This is a genomic window from Pseudorhodoplanes sp. (assembly GCF_046289595.1).
Classification (GTDB): domain Bacteria; phylum Pseudomonadota; class Alphaproteobacteria; order Rhizobiales; family Xanthobacteraceae; genus Pseudorhodoplanes.
In genome coordinates, this window is sequence record NZ_JBKBVB010000091.1 from 1 (window position 1) to 18354 (window position 18354).

General features: G+C 63.1%; 22 protein-coding genes. 15 read left to right on the forward strand and 7 right to left on the reverse strand.

The annotated features are described in order from the left end of the window. Positions 1 to 303 precede the first annotated feature (303 nt). The 8 genes from ACK41X_RS16910 (at position 304) to ureG (ending at position 6374) form a co-directional block, all read left to right on the forward strand. Complete coding sequence (locus ACK41X_RS16910; RefSeq protein ID WP_409725726.1) at positions 304 to 606, forward strand: urease subunit gamma; 303 nt, start codon at positions 304 to 306, stop codon at positions 604 to 606. Between the two features lie 38 nt (positions 607 to 644). After that, positions 645 to 827: a hypothetical protein gene (locus ACK41X_RS16915; protein ID WP_409725728.1), complete on the forward strand. Its 183-nt coding sequence runs from the start codon at positions 645 to 647 to the stop codon at positions 825 to 827. A gap of 4 nt (positions 828 to 831) precedes the next feature. Further along, a complete protein-coding gene (locus tag ACK41X_RS16920) occupies positions 832 to 1137 on the forward strand; it encodes an urease subunit beta (protein WP_409725730.1) in 306 nt (101 codons plus the stop codon). 293 nt (positions 1138 to 1430) lie between these two features. Further along, on the forward strand, positions 1431 to 2615 hold the full coding sequence (locus ACK41X_RS16925) for a patatin-like phospholipase family protein (protein WP_409725732.1): 1185 nt from the start codon (positions 1431 to 1433) through the stop codon (positions 2613 to 2615). A gap of 18 nt (positions 2616 to 2633) precedes the next feature. After that, on the forward strand, positions 2634 to 4346 hold the full coding sequence (ureC, locus tag ACK41X_RS16930; RefSeq protein WP_409725734.1) for an urease subunit alpha: 1713 nt from the start codon (positions 2634 to 2636) through the stop codon (positions 4344 to 4346). A gap of 102 nt (positions 4347 to 4448) precedes the next feature. Further along, the gene (locus ACK41X_RS16935; RefSeq protein WP_409725736.1) at positions 4449 to 4991 is read left to right on the forward strand and encodes an urease accessory protein UreE; all 543 of its coding nucleotides are present in this window, start codon (positions 4449 to 4451) and stop codon (positions 4989 to 4991) included. Positions 4992 to 5103: 112 nt separating this feature from the next. After that, positions 5104 to 5757 carry an urease accessory protein UreF gene (locus ACK41X_RS16940; protein WP_409725769.1) on the forward strand — a complete coding sequence of 218 codons (654 nt, stop codon included), beginning with the start codon at positions 5104 to 5106 and terminating at the stop codon, positions 5755 to 5757. Further along, positions 5754 to 6374, forward strand: a complete 621-nt coding sequence (ureG, locus tag ACK41X_RS16945) for an urease accessory protein UreG (protein WP_409725738.1) — start codon at positions 5754 to 5756, stop codon at positions 6372 to 6374. Before ACK41X_RS16940 ends, ureG begins: the two co-directional genes overlap by 4 nt. Before the next feature lie 30 nt (positions 6375 to 6404). On the opposite strand, the gene paaK is transcribed toward ureG, so the two are convergent. The 4 genes from paaK to ACK41X_RS16965 form a co-directional block, all read right to left on the reverse strand. Then, complete coding sequence (gene paaK, locus ACK41X_RS16950; protein WP_409725740.1) at positions 6405 to 7715, reverse strand: phenylacetate--CoA ligase PaaK; 1311 nt, start codon at positions 7713 to 7715, stop codon at positions 6405 to 6407. Between the two features lie 4 nt (positions 7716 to 7719). Further along, a complete protein-coding gene (gene paaI / locus ACK41X_RS16955) occupies positions 7720 to 8184 on the reverse strand; it encodes a hydroxyphenylacetyl-CoA thioesterase PaaI (protein ID WP_409725742.1) in 465 nt (154 codons plus the stop codon). 1 nt (position 8185) lies between these two features. Continuing rightward, positions 8186 to 8983, reverse strand: a complete 798-nt coding sequence (gene paaG, locus ACK41X_RS16960) for a 2-(1,2-epoxy-1,2-dihydrophenyl)acetyl-CoA isomerase PaaG (protein ID WP_409725744.1) — start codon at positions 8981 to 8983, stop codon at positions 8186 to 8188. A 155-nt stretch (positions 8984 to 9138) separates the two neighbouring features. After that, the gene (locus ACK41X_RS16965) at positions 9139 to 9615 is read right to left on the reverse strand and encodes an Lrp/AsnC family transcriptional regulator (protein WP_409725746.1); all 477 of its coding nucleotides are present in this window, start codon (positions 9613 to 9615) and stop codon (positions 9139 to 9141) included. 123 nt (positions 9616 to 9738) lie between these two features. On the opposite strand from ACK41X_RS16965, the gene hppD reads away from it, so the two are divergent. Then, the gene (gene hppD / locus ACK41X_RS16970) at positions 9739 to 10860 is read left to right on the forward strand and encodes a 4-hydroxyphenylpyruvate dioxygenase (protein WP_409725748.1); all 1122 of its coding nucleotides are present in this window, start codon (positions 9739 to 9741) and stop codon (positions 10858 to 10860) included. A 56-nt stretch (positions 10861 to 10916) separates the two neighbouring features. Here hppD and ACK41X_RS16975 read toward each other — a convergent pair whose 3' ends face one another. Beyond that, positions 10917 to 11399, reverse strand: a complete 483-nt coding sequence (locus ACK41X_RS16975) for a MarR family winged helix-turn-helix transcriptional regulator (RefSeq protein WP_409725750.1) — start codon at positions 11397 to 11399, stop codon at positions 10917 to 10919. A gap of 207 nt (positions 11400 to 11606) precedes the next feature. On the opposite strand from ACK41X_RS16975, the gene ACK41X_RS16980 reads away from it, so the two are divergent. The 5 genes from ACK41X_RS16980 (at position 11607) to ACK41X_RS17000 (ending at position 16239) form a co-directional block, all read left to right on the forward strand. Then, positions 11607 to 12845, forward strand: a complete 1239-nt coding sequence (locus ACK41X_RS16980) for an ABC transporter substrate-binding protein (RefSeq protein ID WP_409725752.1) — start codon at positions 11607 to 11609, stop codon at positions 12843 to 12845. 82 nt (positions 12846 to 12927) lie between these two features. Beyond that, positions 12928 to 13800, forward strand: a complete 873-nt coding sequence (locus ACK41X_RS16985; RefSeq protein WP_409725754.1) for a branched-chain amino acid ABC transporter permease — start codon at positions 12928 to 12930, stop codon at positions 13798 to 13800. Then, entirely contained in the window at positions 13797 to 14807 is a 1011-nt protein-coding gene (locus ACK41X_RS16990) for a branched-chain amino acid ABC transporter permease (protein WP_409725757.1), read from the forward strand. The genes ACK41X_RS16985 and ACK41X_RS16990 overlap by 4 nt, the downstream gene beginning before the upstream one ends. Then, positions 14804 to 15535 (forward strand): ABC transporter ATP-binding protein, encoded by a 732-nt coding sequence (locus ACK41X_RS16995; protein WP_409725759.1) that lies wholly within the window; start codon positions 14804 to 14806, stop codon positions 15533 to 15535. The genes ACK41X_RS16990 and ACK41X_RS16995 overlap by 4 nt, the downstream gene beginning before the upstream one ends. Beyond that, positions 15535 to 16239 carry an ABC transporter ATP-binding protein gene (locus tag ACK41X_RS17000; RefSeq protein ID WP_409725761.1) on the forward strand — a complete coding sequence of 235 codons (705 nt, stop codon included), beginning with the start codon at positions 15535 to 15537 and terminating at the stop codon, positions 16237 to 16239. Before ACK41X_RS16995 ends, ACK41X_RS17000 begins: the two co-directional genes overlap by 1 nt. A 15-nt stretch (positions 16240 to 16254) precedes the next feature. Here ACK41X_RS17000 and ACK41X_RS17005 read toward each other — a convergent pair whose 3' ends face one another. Next, positions 16255 to 16500: a hypothetical protein gene (locus ACK41X_RS17005; protein ID WP_409725763.1), complete on the reverse strand. Its 246-nt coding sequence runs from the start codon at positions 16498 to 16500 to the stop codon at positions 16255 to 16257. A gap of 231 nt (positions 16501 to 16731) precedes the next feature. Here ACK41X_RS17005 and gstA point away from each other — a divergent pair, with 231 nt between their 5' ends. Then, positions 16732 to 17352 carry a glutathione transferase GstA gene (gene gstA / locus ACK41X_RS17010; RefSeq protein ID WP_409725765.1) on the forward strand — a complete coding sequence of 207 codons (621 nt, stop codon included), beginning with the start codon at positions 16732 to 16734 and terminating at the stop codon, positions 17350 to 17352. Between the two features lie 121 nt (positions 17353 to 17473). On the opposite strand, the gene ACK41X_RS17015 is transcribed toward gstA, so the two are convergent. Then, positions 17474 to 18172 (reverse strand): fumarylacetoacetate hydrolase family protein, encoded by a 699-nt coding sequence (locus ACK41X_RS17015; RefSeq protein ID WP_409725767.1) that lies wholly within the window; start codon positions 18170 to 18172, stop codon positions 17474 to 17476. Between the last annotated feature and the right edge of the window lie 182 nt (positions 18173 to 18354).

The following is an 18354-nucleotide window of genomic DNA, read 5'->3' on the forward strand; positions in this document are numbered from 1 at the left end:
ACAGCGCCCCGGTCAGCGGATTGTTTTGCAGCATGACCTGCGCGATCCCGCGCAGGCAGACGTCGGTGAACCGCAGGGCAGTGGAGGATTTGCACCGGTCTTCCCACCAGCTCATAGGACAATACCCGCGCGCATGCTTGCAATCGATACACCAAGTCTGCCACAATTGCGCATGTGTTGGGGAATAGTTTAACCGTGAGAATCGTTGCTGCGGCGCCATCTCCGGACTCTGGATCTGGGTCGTGGCGCTGAAAGCCGCTGGCGCAGCGCCGCCGCGGCCGAGATTGGATCGAAAGGCTGACGATGCTGCTGACACCGCGCGAAAAAGACAAGCTCCTGATCGCAATGGCGGCAATGGTAGCGCGCCGGCGGCTTGAGCGCGGGGTCAAGCTTAACCACCCCGAGGCGGTGGCGCTGATTACCGATTTCCTGCTTGAAGGTGCGCGCGACGGCAAGAGCGTCGCTGAACTGATGCGCGACGGCGCGCATGTGCTGACCCGCGATCAGGTGATGGACGGGATTCCTGAAATGATTCACGACATCCAGGTCGAGGCGACCTTCCCGGACGGGACCAAGCTGGTCACTGTTCACGAACCCATTCGCTAAACGACCGGCGGCCAAGGACAGGCGACGAAGGACACGCGATGAAAGTCTTGATTGTCTTGCTGCTGACGCTTTGCGTCGCACCTGCCGCAGCCCATACCTCGCTGGTTCCGCACGAGCATCCACATGCTTTTGGCATGCTCCCGGACCTGCTTTTGTTCGCTCTGGCCGCGCTTCTGGTCGGCCTTGGCTTCGCTGCATTGCGGCGCGCAAAAAAGGGGTGACGCGATGATCCCAGGCGAAATTCTGGTCAAGGACGGCGACATCGAGCTGAATGCCGGCCGCAAGGCTGTAACGCTGACGGTCTCGAACACCGGCGACCGGCCGATTCAGGTCGGTTCACATTATCACTTTTTCGAGACAAATCCTGCGCTGAAGTTCGACCGCAAGAAGGCGCGTGGCATGCGGCTGGATATCGCGGCCGGCACTGCGGTGCGGTTCGAGCCCGGTCAGACCCGCGAGGTGCAGCTTGTGCCGTTCGGCGGCAAGCGGATGGTGTTCGGCTTTCGCGGCGACGTAATGGGGAAGCTGTGACGCTGAGCGATCGAAGCGCGGCAGTTTCGATACCGCACAAACATAACGGGCGAGCTTGCGCCCGCCCGTCACGTTCCGTGCCGCCGCTACCGCGGCAGGGACCCAAGATCGACCGGCTCACGAACACGACGCTCGTAGCAGCCTTCGCATTCACACCGTTCGGCTCGGCGATGTTCACGTCCAGCCGAAGCCGTCATGAACATCTGTGATCAGAGTAACGCGCGATGGCGCGAAGGCAATAAGACCGACGATGCCCACAGCCCCTGGGGATAAGACCGGGGACGAGAAGGAGAGTGCCGGACAATCGCATTCCGGCAGAACAGATTGAGCGCATGCGCGGACAGGCCGCAAACCGGGTCGAGATCGGTGTCGTGCTGCAAGGCGGCGGCGCGCTCGGGGCGTATGAATGCGGCGGCATGACCGCGTTGCTTGAATTCATGGACGAGGCTGCTGCGGCGGGCCGCTGTCCGACATTGCGCGCGGTCAGCGGTGTGTCGATCGGTGCAGTCAATGCGGCCTGTATGGTGGGTGCTGCGGATCGCGCCGATGCGCGGCGGCGTCTGAACGCTTTGTGGGACGACTTCACCTTGCATGCGCCGGAATTCTGGCCGCAGCAGGCGCAGCGCGATCTGTCGCTGTTCGGGCTGCCCGGCTTCTATCTGCCGCGCTTCGATCTGGTCGGCTTCGGCACGTGGACCGCCTATTACAATACGCGCCCTCTGCTGCGTACCCTGACGCAGCGCGTCGATTTCGCAGCCCTGAATAGCAGCGAGACGATCTTCGTCATCACGGCGGTCAATGTCGAGAGTGGCGAACTGCAGCGTTTCTGCAATCGCAGGATCGGTGCCGACGAGCCATGCAGGATCACGCCGAAGCACGTGCTGGCCAGCGGCAGCCTGCCGCCGCAATTTCCGTGGACGGAGATCGGCGGCGCCGTCTACTGGGATGGCGGTCTGGTCGACAACGCGCCGCTCGGCGACGCGATCGACGCCTTTTCCGACGATCCCGATATCGAGCGCGTGCTGGTCGTGTTCAACCTCTATCCGCTGAAGTCAGTGCGGCCTCGCTCGCTGGCCGATGTCGAAGACCGGATGCATGAATTGAGTTACGGCAACCGTCTCCGTCAGGACCGCAGGGCGGCCGAGCGGATCAACGATCTGATCGAGACCATCGAGGAGCTGGCCGAGCGTGTGCCGCCGGATGCGGTCGGTCCGGACTTGCGTCGCCGGATCGACCGGGCGCGGCTGTGCAAATCCATCCGCATCGTCGATATCGACGTGCAGGGCGTGCACGCGGCCGATGCCGCGCCGGGCGCCCAGCATGCGACCGACGACCGATTCGGCCTGCGCGACTTCTCGCGTGCCACGGTGCGCCGCCGCCGCGAGGAGGGCTACCGGGTTGCCCGCACCAGCCTGTCGCCGATCTTCGCGGGTCTGCGATCCTCCTCATCGTCATCACAACTTGAACCCGCCCAGTAGATTGCCCGGAGCATTCCGATGCCGACCAAGATTTCCCGCTCTGTCTATGCCGGCATGTTCGGTCCGACGACCGGCGACCGCGTGCGGCTTGCCGATACCGACATCATCGTCGAGGTGGAGAAGGATTTCACCACCTACGGAGAAGAGGTGAAGTTCGGCGGCGGCAAGGTGATCCGCGACGGCATGGGCCAGTCGCAGATGACGAACCGGCAGGGCGCGGTCGATACCGTCATCACCAATGCGCTGATCCTCGATCACTGGGGGATCGTGAAGGCCGATGTCGGCCTGAAGGATGGCAAGATCCATTCAATCGGCAAGGCCGGAAATCCCGATGTTCAGCCGGGTGTCACCATCATTGTCGGGCCCGGTACCGAGGTGATCGCGGGCGAGGGCAAGATCCTCACCGCCGGCGGCTTCGATAGCCATATCCACTATATCTGCCCCCAGCAGGTCGATGACGCGCTGACGAGCGGCGTGACCTCCCTGCTCGGCGGCGGCACCGGGCCGGCGCATGGCACGCTCGCCACCACCTGTACGCCGGGGCCGTGGCATATCGGCCGCATGATCCAAGCCGCGGACGCGCTCCCGATCAATCTCGGCTTTGCCGGCAAGGGCAACGCAGCGCGCCCGGCGGCTCTGGAAGAAATGGTGAAAGGCGGCGCCTGCGCTCTCAAGCTGCACGAGGACTGGGGCACGACGCCGGCCGCGATCGACAATTGTCTTTCGGTTGCCGACGATCACGACGTGCAGGTGATGATCCACTCCGACACTCTGAACGAAAGCGGCTTCGTCGAGGATACGATAAAGGCGTTCAAGGGTCGCACCATCCATGCCTTTCACACCGAGGGCGCGGGCGGCGGGCACGCCCCCGACATCATGAAGGTGGCGGGCCTGAAGAATGTGCTGCCGTCATCGACCAATCCGACCCGGCCCTTCACCAAGAACACTATCGACGAACATCTCGACATGCTGATGGTGTGCCACCATCTCGACCCCTCGATCGCCGAGGACCTGGCCTTCGCCGAAAGCCGCATCCGCAAGGAAACCATCGCGGCCGAAGATATCCTGCACGACATCGGCGCCCTCTCGATGATGTCGTCGGATTCCCAGGCCATGGGCCGGATAGGCGAGGTGATCACGCGCACCTGGCAGACCGCCGACAAGATGAAGCGGCAGCGCGGACGCTTTAAGGAAGAGAAGGGCGACAACGACAACGTGCGCGCCAAGCGCTATGTCGCAAAATACACCATCAATCCGGCGATCGCGCACGGCGTCTCGCACATCATCGGCTCTGTCGAAAAGGGCAAGATGGCCGACCTTGTGCTTTGGTCGCCGGCCTTTTTCGGCGTGAAGCCGGAAATGGTGCTGAAGGGCGGCACGATTGTCGTCGCCTTGATGGGCGATCCGAATGCCTCGATCCCGACGCCACAGCCGGTGCATTACCGGCCGATGTTCGGCGCCTATGGCCGTGCGCTGACCGCGTCCTCGGTTGTGTTTGCCTCGAAAGCGGCGGTGCGGGCGGGGCTCGGCCGCAAGCTCGGCATCCAGAAGGAACTGGTGGCGGTGAAGAATACCCGCGGCGGTATCTCCAAGAAGAGCATGATTCACAACAGCGCGACTCCGAAGCTGGAGATCGACGCCGAGACCTACGAAGTGAGGGCGGATGGTGAACTGCTGACCTGCGAGCCCGCCGACGTGCTGCCGATGGCGCAGCGATATTTTCTGTTTTGACCCCTCCGTCGTTGCGCGCGAAGGCGGGTAATCCAGTGGTCGCCGCGTTTCGCGGCGCTGGATGCCGCCTCCGCTGGCACGACAGTCTGATGGGCTGAAGTCATGCACCGCGTCTCGACCATCGCTCCGGCAGGCTCCTTCGATGCCGCGATCACCATCGACCGCGTCACGCTCGACGCCGACGACCGCCAGCGCCGGCGCATCGTGCTGACCGGAGAGAAGGGCACGCGCGTGCTGCTCGACTTCGACAGGCCGGTCACGCTACATGACGGCGATGGCCTTGTGCTGGAGGATGGCACGGTCGTGCTGGTTTGCGGGATGCCCGAATCGCTCGCCGAGATCGCAGCCGCCTCGCCGCGCGATTTCGTGCGGCTCGCCTGGCATCTCGGCAATCGCCATACCGACGTGCAGATCGCAGGCCACCGCATCCGCATTCGTCGCGATCATGTGCTGGAGGAGATGCTGCGCGGGCTTGGCGCGGCGGTGACAGCGGTCGAAGCGCCGTTCGAGCCGCAGGCGACGGTGCCGCACAGTCACGATCACCCGCATGGCCATGGAGACCATCGCCGCGGTCATGCACATGACCGTGGTTACCATTATTACGGCCATGGACACCGCCATCACGGCCACGATCATGATCGGTAAGCGCAAGAATCTGCCGCTGGTCAAGGGGCACAGGGAGCGAAAGTCGTCGCCGCGCGTTGATGGGTCCACTGAGCGCAGTGCGGGGAACGAGGCCGCCGCGCTCTATCGCCTGATGGCATGGCTGTCGCCGTCCTTTCCGGTCGGCGCCTTCTCCTATTCCAGCGGCATCGAATGGGCTGTGGAAGCGGGCGATATTCGTGACGCCGCGTCGCTGACCGACTGGCTGTCTCTCATGATGACCGCCGGGGCCGGCACTTGCGATGCGGTACTGTTTGTGCAGACCCATCGCGCGGTTGGCCGCGGCGACAAATCCGCGCTGCGCGAGGTTGCCGAGCTTGCAGCCGCCTTCTCGCCATCCAAGGAGCGGCATCTGGAAACCACGGCGCAGGGCCGCGCTTTCATCGAGGCGACGCGTGCGGCCTGGCCCTGCGACGCCATCGAAATGCTGGACGATATCTGGGACGGTGCCATCGCCTATCCGGTCGCGGCCGGGACGGTCTGCGCCGGGCACGGGATTGCAACCGAGACCGCGTTGCCCGCATTCCTTCATGCGGTTGCCGCCAACTGGATTTCCGCCGGCGTCCGGCTGATCCCGCTTGGTCAGACCGACGGGCAGCGCGTGCTGGCGGCGATGGAAGAGGCGATTGCTCGGACTGCGGCGCGCGCACTCACGGCATCGCTCGACGATATCGGCGGAGCGGCGTTGCGCGCCGACCTCGCTTCGATGAAGCACGAGACGCAATATACGAGGCTATTCAGATCATGACGAGAAACCCTCACGGCCCCTTACGTGTCGGCGTCGGAGGACCGGTCGGCTCCGGTAAGACCGCACTGATGGACGCGCTCTGCAAGAAGCTGCGTGATCGCTACGACATTGCCGCGATCACTAACGACATCTATACAAAATGGGATGCGGAATACCTGGTCCGTTCCGGCGCGCTGGAGCCCGAGCGCATTGCGGGCGTCGAGACCGGCGGCTGCCCGCATACCGCGATCCGCGAGGATGCCTCGATCAATCTCGCGGCGGTCGCCGATATGCGAAAGCGCTTCCCACATCTTGATCTGATCCTGATCGAATCCGGCGGCGACAATCTTGCGGCCACCTTCTCGCCCGAGCTTGCCGATCTTACGATTTATGTCATCGACGTCGCCGCGGGCGAGAAAATCCCGTCCAAGGGCGGGCCGGGCATCACGAGGTCCGATCTCCTGGTCATCAACAAGATCGATCTTGCTCCCTATGTCGGCGCCTCGCTTGAGGTGATGGAGCGGGATTCGAAGAAAATGCGCGGCCAGCGGCCCTTCGTGTTCGCCAATATGCGGGAAGGCAAGGGCGTGGACGAGATCGCGCGCTTCATCGAGGAGAAGGGCGGGCTCGGCCACTGATGTAGAATGCGTGCAGCCCCCTGAAGAACGCTATTGCTTCGGCCGCTTGTCGATGACGCGCCGCGCCTTGCCGACCGAGCGCTCGACCGAGCCGGGATCGCCGACTATGACTTTCACGCCGATGCCGACATTGTTGCGGATATGGGCGGCAAGCGCGGCAGCCTCGGCATCGCGGGCAGCCGCGCCATGCAGTTCAGGGCGCGCCTCGACAAAAACAGTCGCAACATCGAGCCGGTCCTCGCGCATGAGCTCGATCAGGTAATGCGGCGACAGGCCCTCGCAGCGCAGCAGCAATTCCTCGATCTGGGTCGGGAACACATTGACGCCGCGGATGATCATCATGTCGTCGGAGCGGCCGGTAACTTTTTCCATGCGCCGATGCGTGCGCGCGGTGCCGGGCAGGAGCCGGGTGAGATCGCGGGTACGGTAGCGGATGACGGGAAAGGCTTCCTTCGTCAGCGAGGTAAACACCAACTCGCCCTTCTCACCATCCGGCAAGACCTTGCCGGTCTCCGGGTCGATCACCTCCGGATAGAAGTGGTCTTCCCAGATATGCAGGCCGTCCTTGGTCTCGACGCATTCGTTGGCGACGCCCGGCCCCATCACTTCGGACAGGCCGTAAATGTCCACCGCGTCCATGGCGAACGCATCCTCGATCTCGGTGCGCATCTGGTTGGTCCAGGGCTCGGCGCCGAAAATGCCGATCGAGAGCGAGGTTTCGCGCGCGTCGATGCCCTTGGCTTTGAATTCGTCGAGGATTGCGAGCATGTAGCTCGGCGTCACCATGATGATGTCCGGCTTGAAGTCGCAGATCAGCTGCACCTGCCGCTCGGTCATGCCGCCGGAAACCGGGATCACCGCGCAGCCGAGCCTTTCCGCGCCGTAATGCGCGCCGAGCCCGCCGGTGAACAGGCCGTAGCCATAGGCGACATGCACCTTCATGCCGGGACGCCCGCCCGAGGCCCGGATCGATCGCGCCATCAGGTGCGACCAATTGTCGATGTCGGTTTGCGTATAACCAACCACGGTCGGCTTGCCGGTGGTTCCCGACGACGCGTGGATGCGCACGATCCGGTCCTGCGGCACCGCGAACATTCCGAAGGGATAATTTTCGCGCAGATCGGCCTTGGTGGTGAACGGGAATTTGGCGATGTCCTCAAGATGCTTGAAGTCGGACGGCGTCACGCCCGCGGCGTCGAATTTCTTCCGGTAGGCCTCGACATTGTCGTAGGCATGCCTCAGCGACCAGGCGAGCCGCTGCGTCTGCAATGCGGCGATCTCGTCGCGAGACGCGGTTTCGACCGGCTCGAGGCCATAAGGCTTGTAGGATGCATCGACCATGGCTCTAGGCTTTCGGGTCGGGGAGCAGGATGCCTTCGACAATGCGCGTATGGCCGCGGAATTCGGCGATCACGGCCCCGTCGTCGCGTGTGACCGTGACGTCGTAAAGGCCGGAGCGGCCGGCAAGTTGGCGTTCGGCCGCTTTTGCGACCAGACGGTCGCCGCGCTTGCCGGGCGAGAGGAATGTGATGCTGCAGTGCTGCGCCAGGGCCGGGCGATTGCGGGTGTTGCTGGCAAAGGCCATGGCCGAGTCCGCGAGCGTAAAAATATAGCCGCCGTGACAGACGCTGTGGCCGTTGACCATCGTATCGGTCACCGTCATCGCCACGATGGCGCGGCCGGGCTCGACCGAGATCAGTTGCATGCCGAGGTTCCTGCTGGCGGCGTCGTCCGCCCAGATCGCCTCCGCACACATGCGCGCGATTTCGCCTGCATCCATCTCACCGGCAGCGGTGTCACCGGCTTTCATGTCACGAGCCCTTGGCGCCGGTGAATTTCGGCGCGCGCTTCTCCATGAAGGCGCTGACGCCCTCGGTATAATCCGGGCTCGAACCGGCGCTGCGCTGCAAATCGCGTTCGAGATCGAGCTGGGTCGACAGATCGTTGGTTTCCGCGGCATCGAGGGCGCGCTTGATCAGCGACAGCCCGTAGGTCGGGCCGCTGGCGAACCGCATACAGAGTTCGTTGGCGATACCGAGCAACTCGTCGTCCGGTACGCATTTCCAGATGAGACCCCAGTGCTCGGCCGTCTCCGCGGGCAGCGGATCGGCGAGCAGCGCGAGGCCGCGCGCGCGGGCCGGGCCGACAAGGCGCGGCAGAAACCAGGTGCCGCCGGAGTCCGGCACCAGCCCGATCTTGGCGAAGGCCTGCAGGAAGGTTGCGGACTTCGCCGCAACGACGATGTCGCAGGCAAGCGCGATATTGGCGCCGGCGCCGGCGGCAATACCGTTGACCGCCGCCACGACCGGAAAGGGCAAGGCGCGCAATCTCCGGATCAGCGGATTGTAATATTGCTCCAGCGCCACCCCGAGCACGACTTTTTCGCCGGGCTTGGCGACCCGGTCGTTGAGATCCTGGCCCGCGCAAAAGCCGCGTCCGGCGCCGGTGATCATCATCGCGCGGCAATTTGCGTCGGCCTCGGCATCGTCGAGCGCCTGTTTCAGCGCGACATGCATCGCCTCGTTGAAGGAATTCAGGCGCTTCGGACGGTTCAGCGTGATGACGCGATAGCCGCCGCGTGCCTCGACGAGAACAGGACTGTCGTCCATCCCGGAACTCCTCCCCGGATCGCGGCGCGCAAAGCGATAAGGCTTATCGTTGGGTATTGCGGCGCGGATCGATCATGCGATCAGACAACCAATAGGAAGCGACCCTGCGGGTGTCAACGCGGCGGCAGCGCAGGAAAAGCCTCGGCGAATCGTACCTACCCGACCGGCAGCCGCGCATCATCCTTCAATGTTTCGAGCACGATGCTGGACTTGACCCGCTCCACCGCCTCGTGCGGCAACAGCACATCGTTGACCAGTGCCGAGAGCGCGCGCAGATCGGTGACGATGACCTTCAGCAGATAATCGGAATCGCCGGTGAGCGCGTGGGTCTCCTGCACCATGGCAAGCGTGGCGACCAGATCGCGGAAACGCCGCGCATTGTTGCGCGAATGGGTGGCGAGCGCGACGAAGATGAAGACCGTGATGCCGAAGCCGAGCTTGGCCGGATCGAGATCGGCCCGGTAGCGGCGGATCACGCCGGCCTGTTCGAGCCGCTGGCGGCGGCGCGAGCATTGCGAGGGCGACAGCCGCACCGCATCGGCCAGTTCCTGGTTGGTGAGCGCGCCATTGTCCTGAAGCGCGGAAAGCAGCTTCAGGTCGGCATCGTCGATAGAGACAGAATCGTGTGCCATATATAGTTCCTAAGCACAAAGAATGCATAGATTAGTCAAGTTCCGTCAATTTTGCACGAAATTTGCGGCCGTTTTCAGCTATCTGAGCGGCAGAACAATAATGTTTTCGCAGAGGAGACAGCCATGGGTCCGTTCCCGCACGATGCGCCGGCCGCAGCCATTTCCGATGCCAACCCGATGGGCACCGACGGCCTCGAATTCGTCGAATACGCCCATCCCGAACCGGAGAAGCTCGGCAAATTGTTCGAGACCATGGGCTTTACCCTGGTCGCCAGGCACCGCTCCAAGAACGTGCAGCTCTGGCGTCAGGGCGACGTGAATTTCGTGGTCAATGCCGAGCCGGATTCCTTCGCGCAACGCTTCGCCGCCGAGCACGGGCCGTGCGCCTGCGCCATGGCCTTCCGCGTCGTGGACGCAAGGCGCGCCTACGAACGCGCGCTGTCGCTCGGCGCCGAACCCGGCGAGACCCATGTCGGACCGATGGAGCTGAACATCCCCGCGATCAAGGGGATCGGGGGTTCGCTCCTGTATTTCGTCGACCGCTACGGCGATAAGGGCTCGATCTGGGACGTGGATTTCGTCTGGACCGGCGAGCGCGACCCGAAGCCGGAAAGGGCCGGGCTCTATTATCTCGATCACCTCACCCACAACGTTTTCCGCGGGCGCATGGACCATTGGGCGGCATGGTATCAAAAGCTGTTCAATTTCCGCGACATCCGCTTCTTCAACATCGAAGGCAAGCTGACCGGCTTGATCTCGCGCGCAATGACGTCGCCGTGCGGCAAGATCCGCATCCCGATCAACGAGTCACTCGACGACAAGTCGCAGATCGAGGAATATCTGCGCGAATACAAGGGCGAGGGCATCCAGCATGTCGCGATGGGCTGCCGCGACATTTACGAGAGCGTCGCCAGGCTCAGCGCCAATGGCTTGCCCTTCATGCCGGCGCCGCCAGCGACCTATTACGAGAAAATCGATGCGCGGGTGCCGGGGCATGGCGAGGATATCGCCAAGCTCAAGGCAAGCGGCGTCCTGATCGATGGCGAAGGCGTGGTCGACGGCGGTATGACCAAGGTTCTGCTGCAGATCTTCTCCGGCACCGTACTCGGCCCGATCTTCTTCGAATTCATCCAACGCAAGGGCGATGACGGCTTCGGCGAAGGCAATTTCCGAGCTTTGTTCGAATCGATCGAGGAAGATCAGATCCGTCGCGGCGTGCTGAAGGCCGACCAGGACGCGGCGTAAGAAGTCTGAACATCCGGGGCCGCGATCTGGGATCGCGCCCCGGAGTGACGAAGGGATTACGTCCGCGTCACAAATACCTTGAGCAGGTCGAGTACTTGCCTCCGCACCTCCGGTCCCATCTTTTCCGCGAGCCGCGCTTCATGGCGCGCGGCCAGAGCCTTGGCGCGCTTGAGCAGCTTCTGGCCGTCTTTGGTCAGCTGCAGCGCATGGGTGCGGCGGTCGGTCGGGGAGGGCAGACGCTCGGTCAGACCGCGCCGTTGCAGATGGTCGAGCATGTGGACAAGGCGTGCGCGTTCGATCGCGAGGCGGTCGGCAAGCTCGGCCTGCGACAGGCCGGGATTGGCGCCGATCACCACCAGGACCGAATATTGTGCTGGGCGCAGGTCGATGACCGACAGGGTTTGGATGAAGTCCTGGAAGACCCAGACCTGCGCACGGCGCAAGCTGTAGCCGAGATGAGAGGTCAGGACGTCGAGGTCGATGTCGCGGCGCGGTTTGCGCGCACCCAACATCGGAACCGCGGCAGGGGTCTCGGCCAATCGATCCTCCCGGCATCCGGTCGTGGACCGGACGAAATTGTTGTTCCTGACACTCATTGTGCTATACAACAATAATGGCTGGCGGGAAACCGGCGCTGAGCGCGGGCCGATGCCGCAGAATCCGCCCATTGCAAGTTGGGCGGAACAATAAGAAAAAGGGGCCAATCACGGTCCCGGGTCGTCCGGACCATTCAGGGAGGTTACAAGATGTCCATGAACTCTCGTTTGCCGCGCGTAACGCGCCGCACATTTGCCGCCGGCCTCGGGGCCGCCGGGCTGGTCGCCGGTACGTCTCCGTTTCATATCGGCCACGCGCAGGGCGCGCCGCTGAAGGTCGGCGTGCTGCTGCCACGTTCCGGGGTGCAGGCGTTCATCGGCCAGGATTGCCAGCGCGGTGTCGATGTTGCGGCCGGCATCCTCAAGGATATCGGTCTGCCCAGCCTGCAGATCATGAATGCGGATACTGAATCCGACGTTCAGATCGCCCGCGCCCAGGCCGAAAAGCTGATCAACGAAGGCGCCCAGCTTCTGGTCGGCGCATTCGACTCCGGGCAATCGACCGCCATCGCGCAGGTCGCCGAGCAGCGCGGCATTCCGTATGTGATCAACATTGCCGCGGCGCCCCCGATCACCGAGCAGGGCTACAAGTTCGTGTTCCGCAATTTCCCGGTGGCCGGCAAGATCACCTCGGACGCGATGTCCAACCAGAAGGAAATTTTCGGCGAGACCGGCAAGACCCCGAAGAAGGTCGCGTTCATGCATGTGACCGACACCTTCGGCAGCGCGATGGCCAAGGTTCTGCCCGGCGCGATCGAAAAATTCCAGATGCCGTACCAGATCGCCGACACCATCGCCTATGACCTGAAGGCGCGTGACCTGTCGGTCGAGGTGGCCAAGGCCAAGGGCACCGGCGCCGATGCGCTGCTGGTGGTCAGCCGGCTCAACGACGCCATTCTGATCACCCGCGAACTGGTCAAGCAGCGGTGGGAAGGCATGGGCGTGCTCAGCATGGGACCGGGCTGGTACGAAGACCAATATATGAAGACCCTCGGCAAGCTTTCGGACGGGCCGATCAGCTTCGTGCCCTGGTACGATCCGAACAAGAAGCTCGCCAAGGCGCTGCAGGCGGCGCTCGCCAAGCAGTTCCCAGACAGCAACATGAACACCAACCATGTCTACACGTTCGAGGCGCTGCTGATCGCCGCCGACGCCTACAAGCGCGCCGGTTCCGCCGATCCGAAGGCGCTCGCCGACGCGATCCGCAAGACCGACATCAAGGACAATGTGTCGACAGGGCCCGGCATCCAGTTCAATGAAAAGGGCCAGAACGACAAGCTGGTCAATTCGGCGATTCAGAACCGCGGCGGCAAGCTCGTCACCGTGGCGCCGAAGGGCGCGACCGACGCCAAAGTCGAATGGCCGATGACGGCCTATGCCAAGCGCTGAGCTTAGATAACGACAGGAAGGTTCCGGCTGCTGTCGCGGCCGGAACCCATCCTCATCCAGACGGGCCCACGCGGGACAGGCCGTGCCAACCGAAATCTATTTCAATGTCGCGATCAGCGGGCTTTTGACCGGACTGATCTACGGTCTCAGCGCGCTCGGGCTTTCCGTCATCTTCGGCGTGATCCGGATCGTGAATTTCGCCCATGGCGAGATCATGGTGCTCGGCATGTTCTTTACCGTGGTGGCGTTTCGCCATCTCGGTCTCGATCCGCTGGTTGCGGTGCCCTTCATGGCCGCGATCCTGTTCGGCTTTGGCTATCTCTTGCAGGACTGGGTGGTGCGGCGCGTCGCGCATCTGCATGACTATTTCCAGTTCCTGCTGATGGCCGCGGTCGCGGTGATGCTGATTGCGATCTGCCTGATGGTATTCGGGCCGCAGGCGCAGGGGGTCACCGTCGATTATGCGCTGGATTCGTTTTCGGTCGGCCCGCTGATCATCGACAAGGTGCGGCTTTATGCCGGCATCGTTGCGCTGCTCGGTTCCGGCGCGATGTTCGCCTTCTTCAAGTACACCGACACCGGCAAGGCGATCCGGGCCTGCGGCGATAATTACACAGGTGCGCTCGTGGTCGGGCTGAATGTCCGGCACTATTTCGCGCTAACCTTTGCCATCGGTTGCGCCTGTCTCGGCGCCGCCGGCGCGATCATGGTGATGATTGTCGACGTGCATCCCTATCTCGGGCCGCCCTATACGCTGCTCGCCTTCATCATCGTCATTCTGGGCGGCATGGGCAGCCTGCCGGGGGCATTGCTCGGCGGTATCCTGATCGGCATGTCGGAAGCGATGGCCGGCATCCTGTTGCAGCCCTCGCTCAAGAGCGCGTTCAGCTTCGCCATCCTCATCCTTGTGTTGCTGTTCCGCCCGCAGGGCCTGCTGGGAAAAGTGCAGCGATGATCAACCGGCTGTTCGGAGGCGTTCCTGCCCATGGTCTCGTGCTGCTTGCGCTGTTTGGCGCAGCCCTCGTCGTCGCGCCGTATTTTGTCAGCAACTACATACTGAGTGTTCTCATTATCGTCCTGTATTTCGCCTATGTCGGACAGGCGTGGAATCTGATGCTGGGCTTTGCCGGGCTGCTTTCGCTCGGCCATGCGCTGTTCGTCGGCATCGGCGCCTATGCCAGCGCCGCTTTATTCATCCGGTTCGGCATCCCGCCGCTGATCGGCGTCTTCGTGTCGGTCGCACTTTCGGTCGCGGTCGGCTGCCTGATCGGCTATCTCGGCTTCCGCTTCTCGATTCTCGGCGTTTATTTCGCGCTGCTGACCATCGCTTTCGCCGAATTCACCGGCATCATGGTCGATCACATCCGCTGGCTTGGCGGTACCGAGGGACTGTTTCTGCCGGTGGCGCATCGCGACCGGATCGATCTGGTCAACCTGCGCGGCTCGCCGGTGATGTTCTATTACATCATCCTGACGTTGACTGCGCTTGCGCTTGCGCTGTGCCGGCTGCTGCTCAATTCCAAGCTCGGCTATTACTGGCAGGCAATCCGCGAGGACCAGGAGGCCGCGGAAGCGAGCGGCGTGCACCTGTTTAAATACAAGATGATCGCGGTCGCGATCTCCTCGGGCCTGACCGGCATTGCCGGCGTCTGGTACGCTTTCTACTATAACAACCTGTTCCCGGAATCGACCTTCGGCACCAACCGCTCGATCGAACTGATCCTCGGCACCATTGTCGGCGGCGTCGGTACGCTGATGGGTCCGATCATTGGCGCTTTTGTGCTGACGCCGCTCGGCGAGACCCTGACCGCGCTGACGGAGGGCATGAAGATCGACGGCATCAAGCAGTTCTTCTGGGGCCTGTGCGTCGCCGTCATCGTGCTGTACCGGCCCTCCGGTGTCTGGCCATGGATCGCGCGCGCGCTGCGCCTCGATCGCAAGAACGATGGAGACCGGGCATGAAAGCCGCGTCGCTTTCAGTCAAGGGCATCTCGAAAAGCTTCAGCGGGCTGCGCGCCGTGGACAATGTGTCCTTCGAGGTCACGGCCGGCGCGATCCAGGCGCTGATCGGCCCTAACGGCGCCGGCAAGACCACGATTTTCAACATGATCGCCGGCGTGTTTGCACCGGATACGGGGGATGTGCTGCTCGACGGCCAATCGCTGGTCGGCAAACGTTCGGACCAGATCTGCCATGCCGGTGTCGGCCGCACGTTCCAGATCGTGCGGCCCTTCAACGATCTCACTGTCGAGGAAAATGTCGCGATCGGCGCACTGGCCTGGACCGACGATGTGAACGAAGCGCGCGATTATGCCAACAGCGTCCTCAAGCTGCTCGGGCTCGACGACAAGCGGAACGCCCGACCGACCGGCATTACCCTGCCGGACCGCAAATGCCTCGAAGTCGCCCGCGCGCTCGCGACCAAGCCGAAAATCCTTTTGCTCGACGAGGTGATGGCGGGCCTGCGGCCGACCGAGACCGACCGCATGGTCGGCGTATTCCGCAAGCTCAACGACGATACCGGCGTCACTATTCTATTGATCGAACATGTGATGCGCGCCGTGATGGCGTTGTCGCGGCGTATCGTGGTCGTCAATTACGGCAAGGTGATCGCCGAGGGCACGCCCGAGGTGGTCACGCGCGATCCGGACGTGCTCGCCTGCTATCTCGGGGCGGAGGCGGTGCACTGATGCTGAAGGTCGATAGCATCGACGTTTTCTACGGCGACGCGCAGGCGCTTGACGGGGTGTCCGTCGAGGTTCCGGAGGGAACCATCGTCGCCATTGTCGGCGCCAACGGCGCCGGCAAGACCTCGCTGATCCGCACCATCGCCGGCATGGTGCGCCCATCCCGCGGCGCGATCCGCTTCCGCGACAACGAGATCGCGGGCCTGCCGAGCTACAAGGTCTGCAATCTCGGCATTGGTCAGGTAGCGGAAGGCCGGCAGATCTTTCCGAATATGACGGTGTCGGAAAATCTCGACATGGGCGCGATGCTGCCGCGGGCGCGCGCGGAGCGCGCCAGGAACCGCGAGCGCGTCCTCGAAATGTTTCCGCGGCTGCGTGAGCGGTCGGGTCAGGCCGCAGGCACGTTGTCCGGCGGCGAACAGCAGATGTTGGCGATCGGCCGCTGCCTGATGGGCGCGCCGGAACTGGTGATGTTCGACGAGCCCTCGCTTGGTCTGGCTCCCGCGCTCGTTCAGGACGTGCTCGCGACCATCCGCGACCTCAATCGGGACGGATTGACCTGCGTTCTCGTCGAGCAGAATGTCGCAGTGTCGCTGAAGCTTGCGAGCCGCGCCTATGTGCTGGAAAACGGCCGGATCACGCTGACCGGAACCGGCGAAGAGTTACTCGCCGACGACCGTGTGCGCCAAGCCTATCTCGGGATGTAGCAGAAGAGGTGCGGATCAGCGTCGCATCAGCGCGTTCAGCGCAGCCACCCGGACCGTCAGCGGCGATTGCGGAAACAGCGCCCGCAGCTGGCTGAGCGCCTGGGACGCCGTCGACGGCTGGGTTTCGACGAGCGCATGCGCCATGGCGCGCGCAAGCTGCGTTTCGCTTTGACCTGTCATCGAGGCCGGCGCCAGGGTGACGTCGCCGAACGGCTCCGGATCGGTTACGCGAACAGTCTTTCGGCGTGCGAGCATGGTCATCAAGGTCCTCACCCCGTCTGTCGTTGTTCCGGCCCGGCTGCCCAACGCCGCATATCTGATTTGGTTCCGGTTTGGGAATCCCCCTCGCCTTATTTTCCTCCAGTTGAATCAAAGATTTGCGCAATCCAGCCGGGTTCGGGCAAAACCTTTGCAACCGGCATTTGACGAGCGGCGCTCGTGGCGGCAAACCGGCATCCGGTCACAAAGTGCGACGCCCCAAGGGAGACTTGTATGAAACTTTATTATTCGCCCGGTGCCTGCTCGCTCGCGGTCAACATCGCCTTGCATGAGGCGGGTGTCGCGTTCGAGCTCGAGCGCGTCGACAACAAGGCCAAAGTTACCAAGGGCGGCGAAAATTTCTGGGACGTGAACCCGAAAGGCGTGGTCCCGGTTCTGAAGCTCGACAACGGCGACACCATGACCGAGGTGATCGCGTTGTTGTCCTATGCGGCCGATCTCGAGCCTCAGGCCAAGCTGATGCCCAAGCACGGCACAATGGACTATTACCGGGCGCTGGAATGGCTGACCTTTATCGCCACCGAATTGCACAAGCAGTTTACGCCGCTCTTCAAAGAAAACACGCCGGCCGATTACAAGGCGATTGCCAAGAATAACGTGCTGAAGGCGTTCAAGCATGTCGACACTCATCTCACCGGCCGGCAATGGCTTGCGGGTGACACCTTCAGCGTGGCCGATATCTATCTCTTTGTCGTGTCGAACTGGACGCGCTTCCAGGATATCGACGTGACGCAATGGAAGAATATCGAGGATTTGCGCAGCCGGGTCCGCGCTCGCCCGAAGGTGCAGGACGCCATGAAGGCGGAAGGGCTGATCAAGCCGGCGGCGGCGTGAGGCTGTCATTCCGGGGCATACGCGAAGCGCGTGAACCCGGAATCCAGAGCCCTACATTCAGTGTCTCGCGGCACTGGATTCCGGGTTCGCGGCCTGCGGCCGCGCCCCGGAATGACGTCGCTTATTTCGGCTGGCCGATCGTCACCGAGAGCGAGCCGACGCCTTCGATTTCGCACTCGATCTTGTCGCCGACATTGACCTGGCCGACGCCAGCCGGCGTACCGGTCATGATGATGTCGCCGGCGGCCAGCTCGACCATCTCCGACAGCTTCCAGATCGTCTCGGGGACGTTCCAGATCATCTGGTTGAGATCGCCGTCCTGCCTGATCTGGCCGTTCACCTTGAGCGTGATCCGGCCCTTGGTCGGATGGCCGATCTCGGATGCCGGCACCAGCGGTCCGCACGGAGCGGAGGCATCGAAGGCCTTGCCGATTTCCCAGGGCCGTTTGACCTCGCGCGAGGCGATCTGCAGGTCGCGCCGCGTCAGATCGATGCCGACGCCATAGCCCCAGACACAGTCATTGGCCTTGTCCGGCTTGATGTTCAGGCCGCCGGATTTCAGCGCCACCACCAGCTCGACCTCGTGATGGACGTCCTTGGTCAGCGGCGGGTAGGGCACGACGGATCCATCCGGCACGACCGCATCGGCCGGCTTTGCGAAAAAGAACGGGGGCGCGCGCTCGTCCTGGCCCATCTCGCGGATATGCTCGATGTAATTGCGGCCGACGCACCAGATGCGGCGCACAGGAAATTTCTCGGACGAGCCTTTGACCGCGAGCGCGGCCTGGGGCGGTGGGGGTATGACGAAACGGTCGCTCATAGCCGATGATGCTTTTTTGTCACATGGCGCCGGAGATCGGCAGGGAATGCGGCACGCGGTCGCAATTGCGATTGGCCGCAGGCGGGGGCATCGCATAGCATGGCCATGAAGGGCGTCAAAGCGGGGGTCGTGCTGGCGCCACGGGGCCGAAAGCAGAATTGAGCGGGGGCTGCGAACGCCGG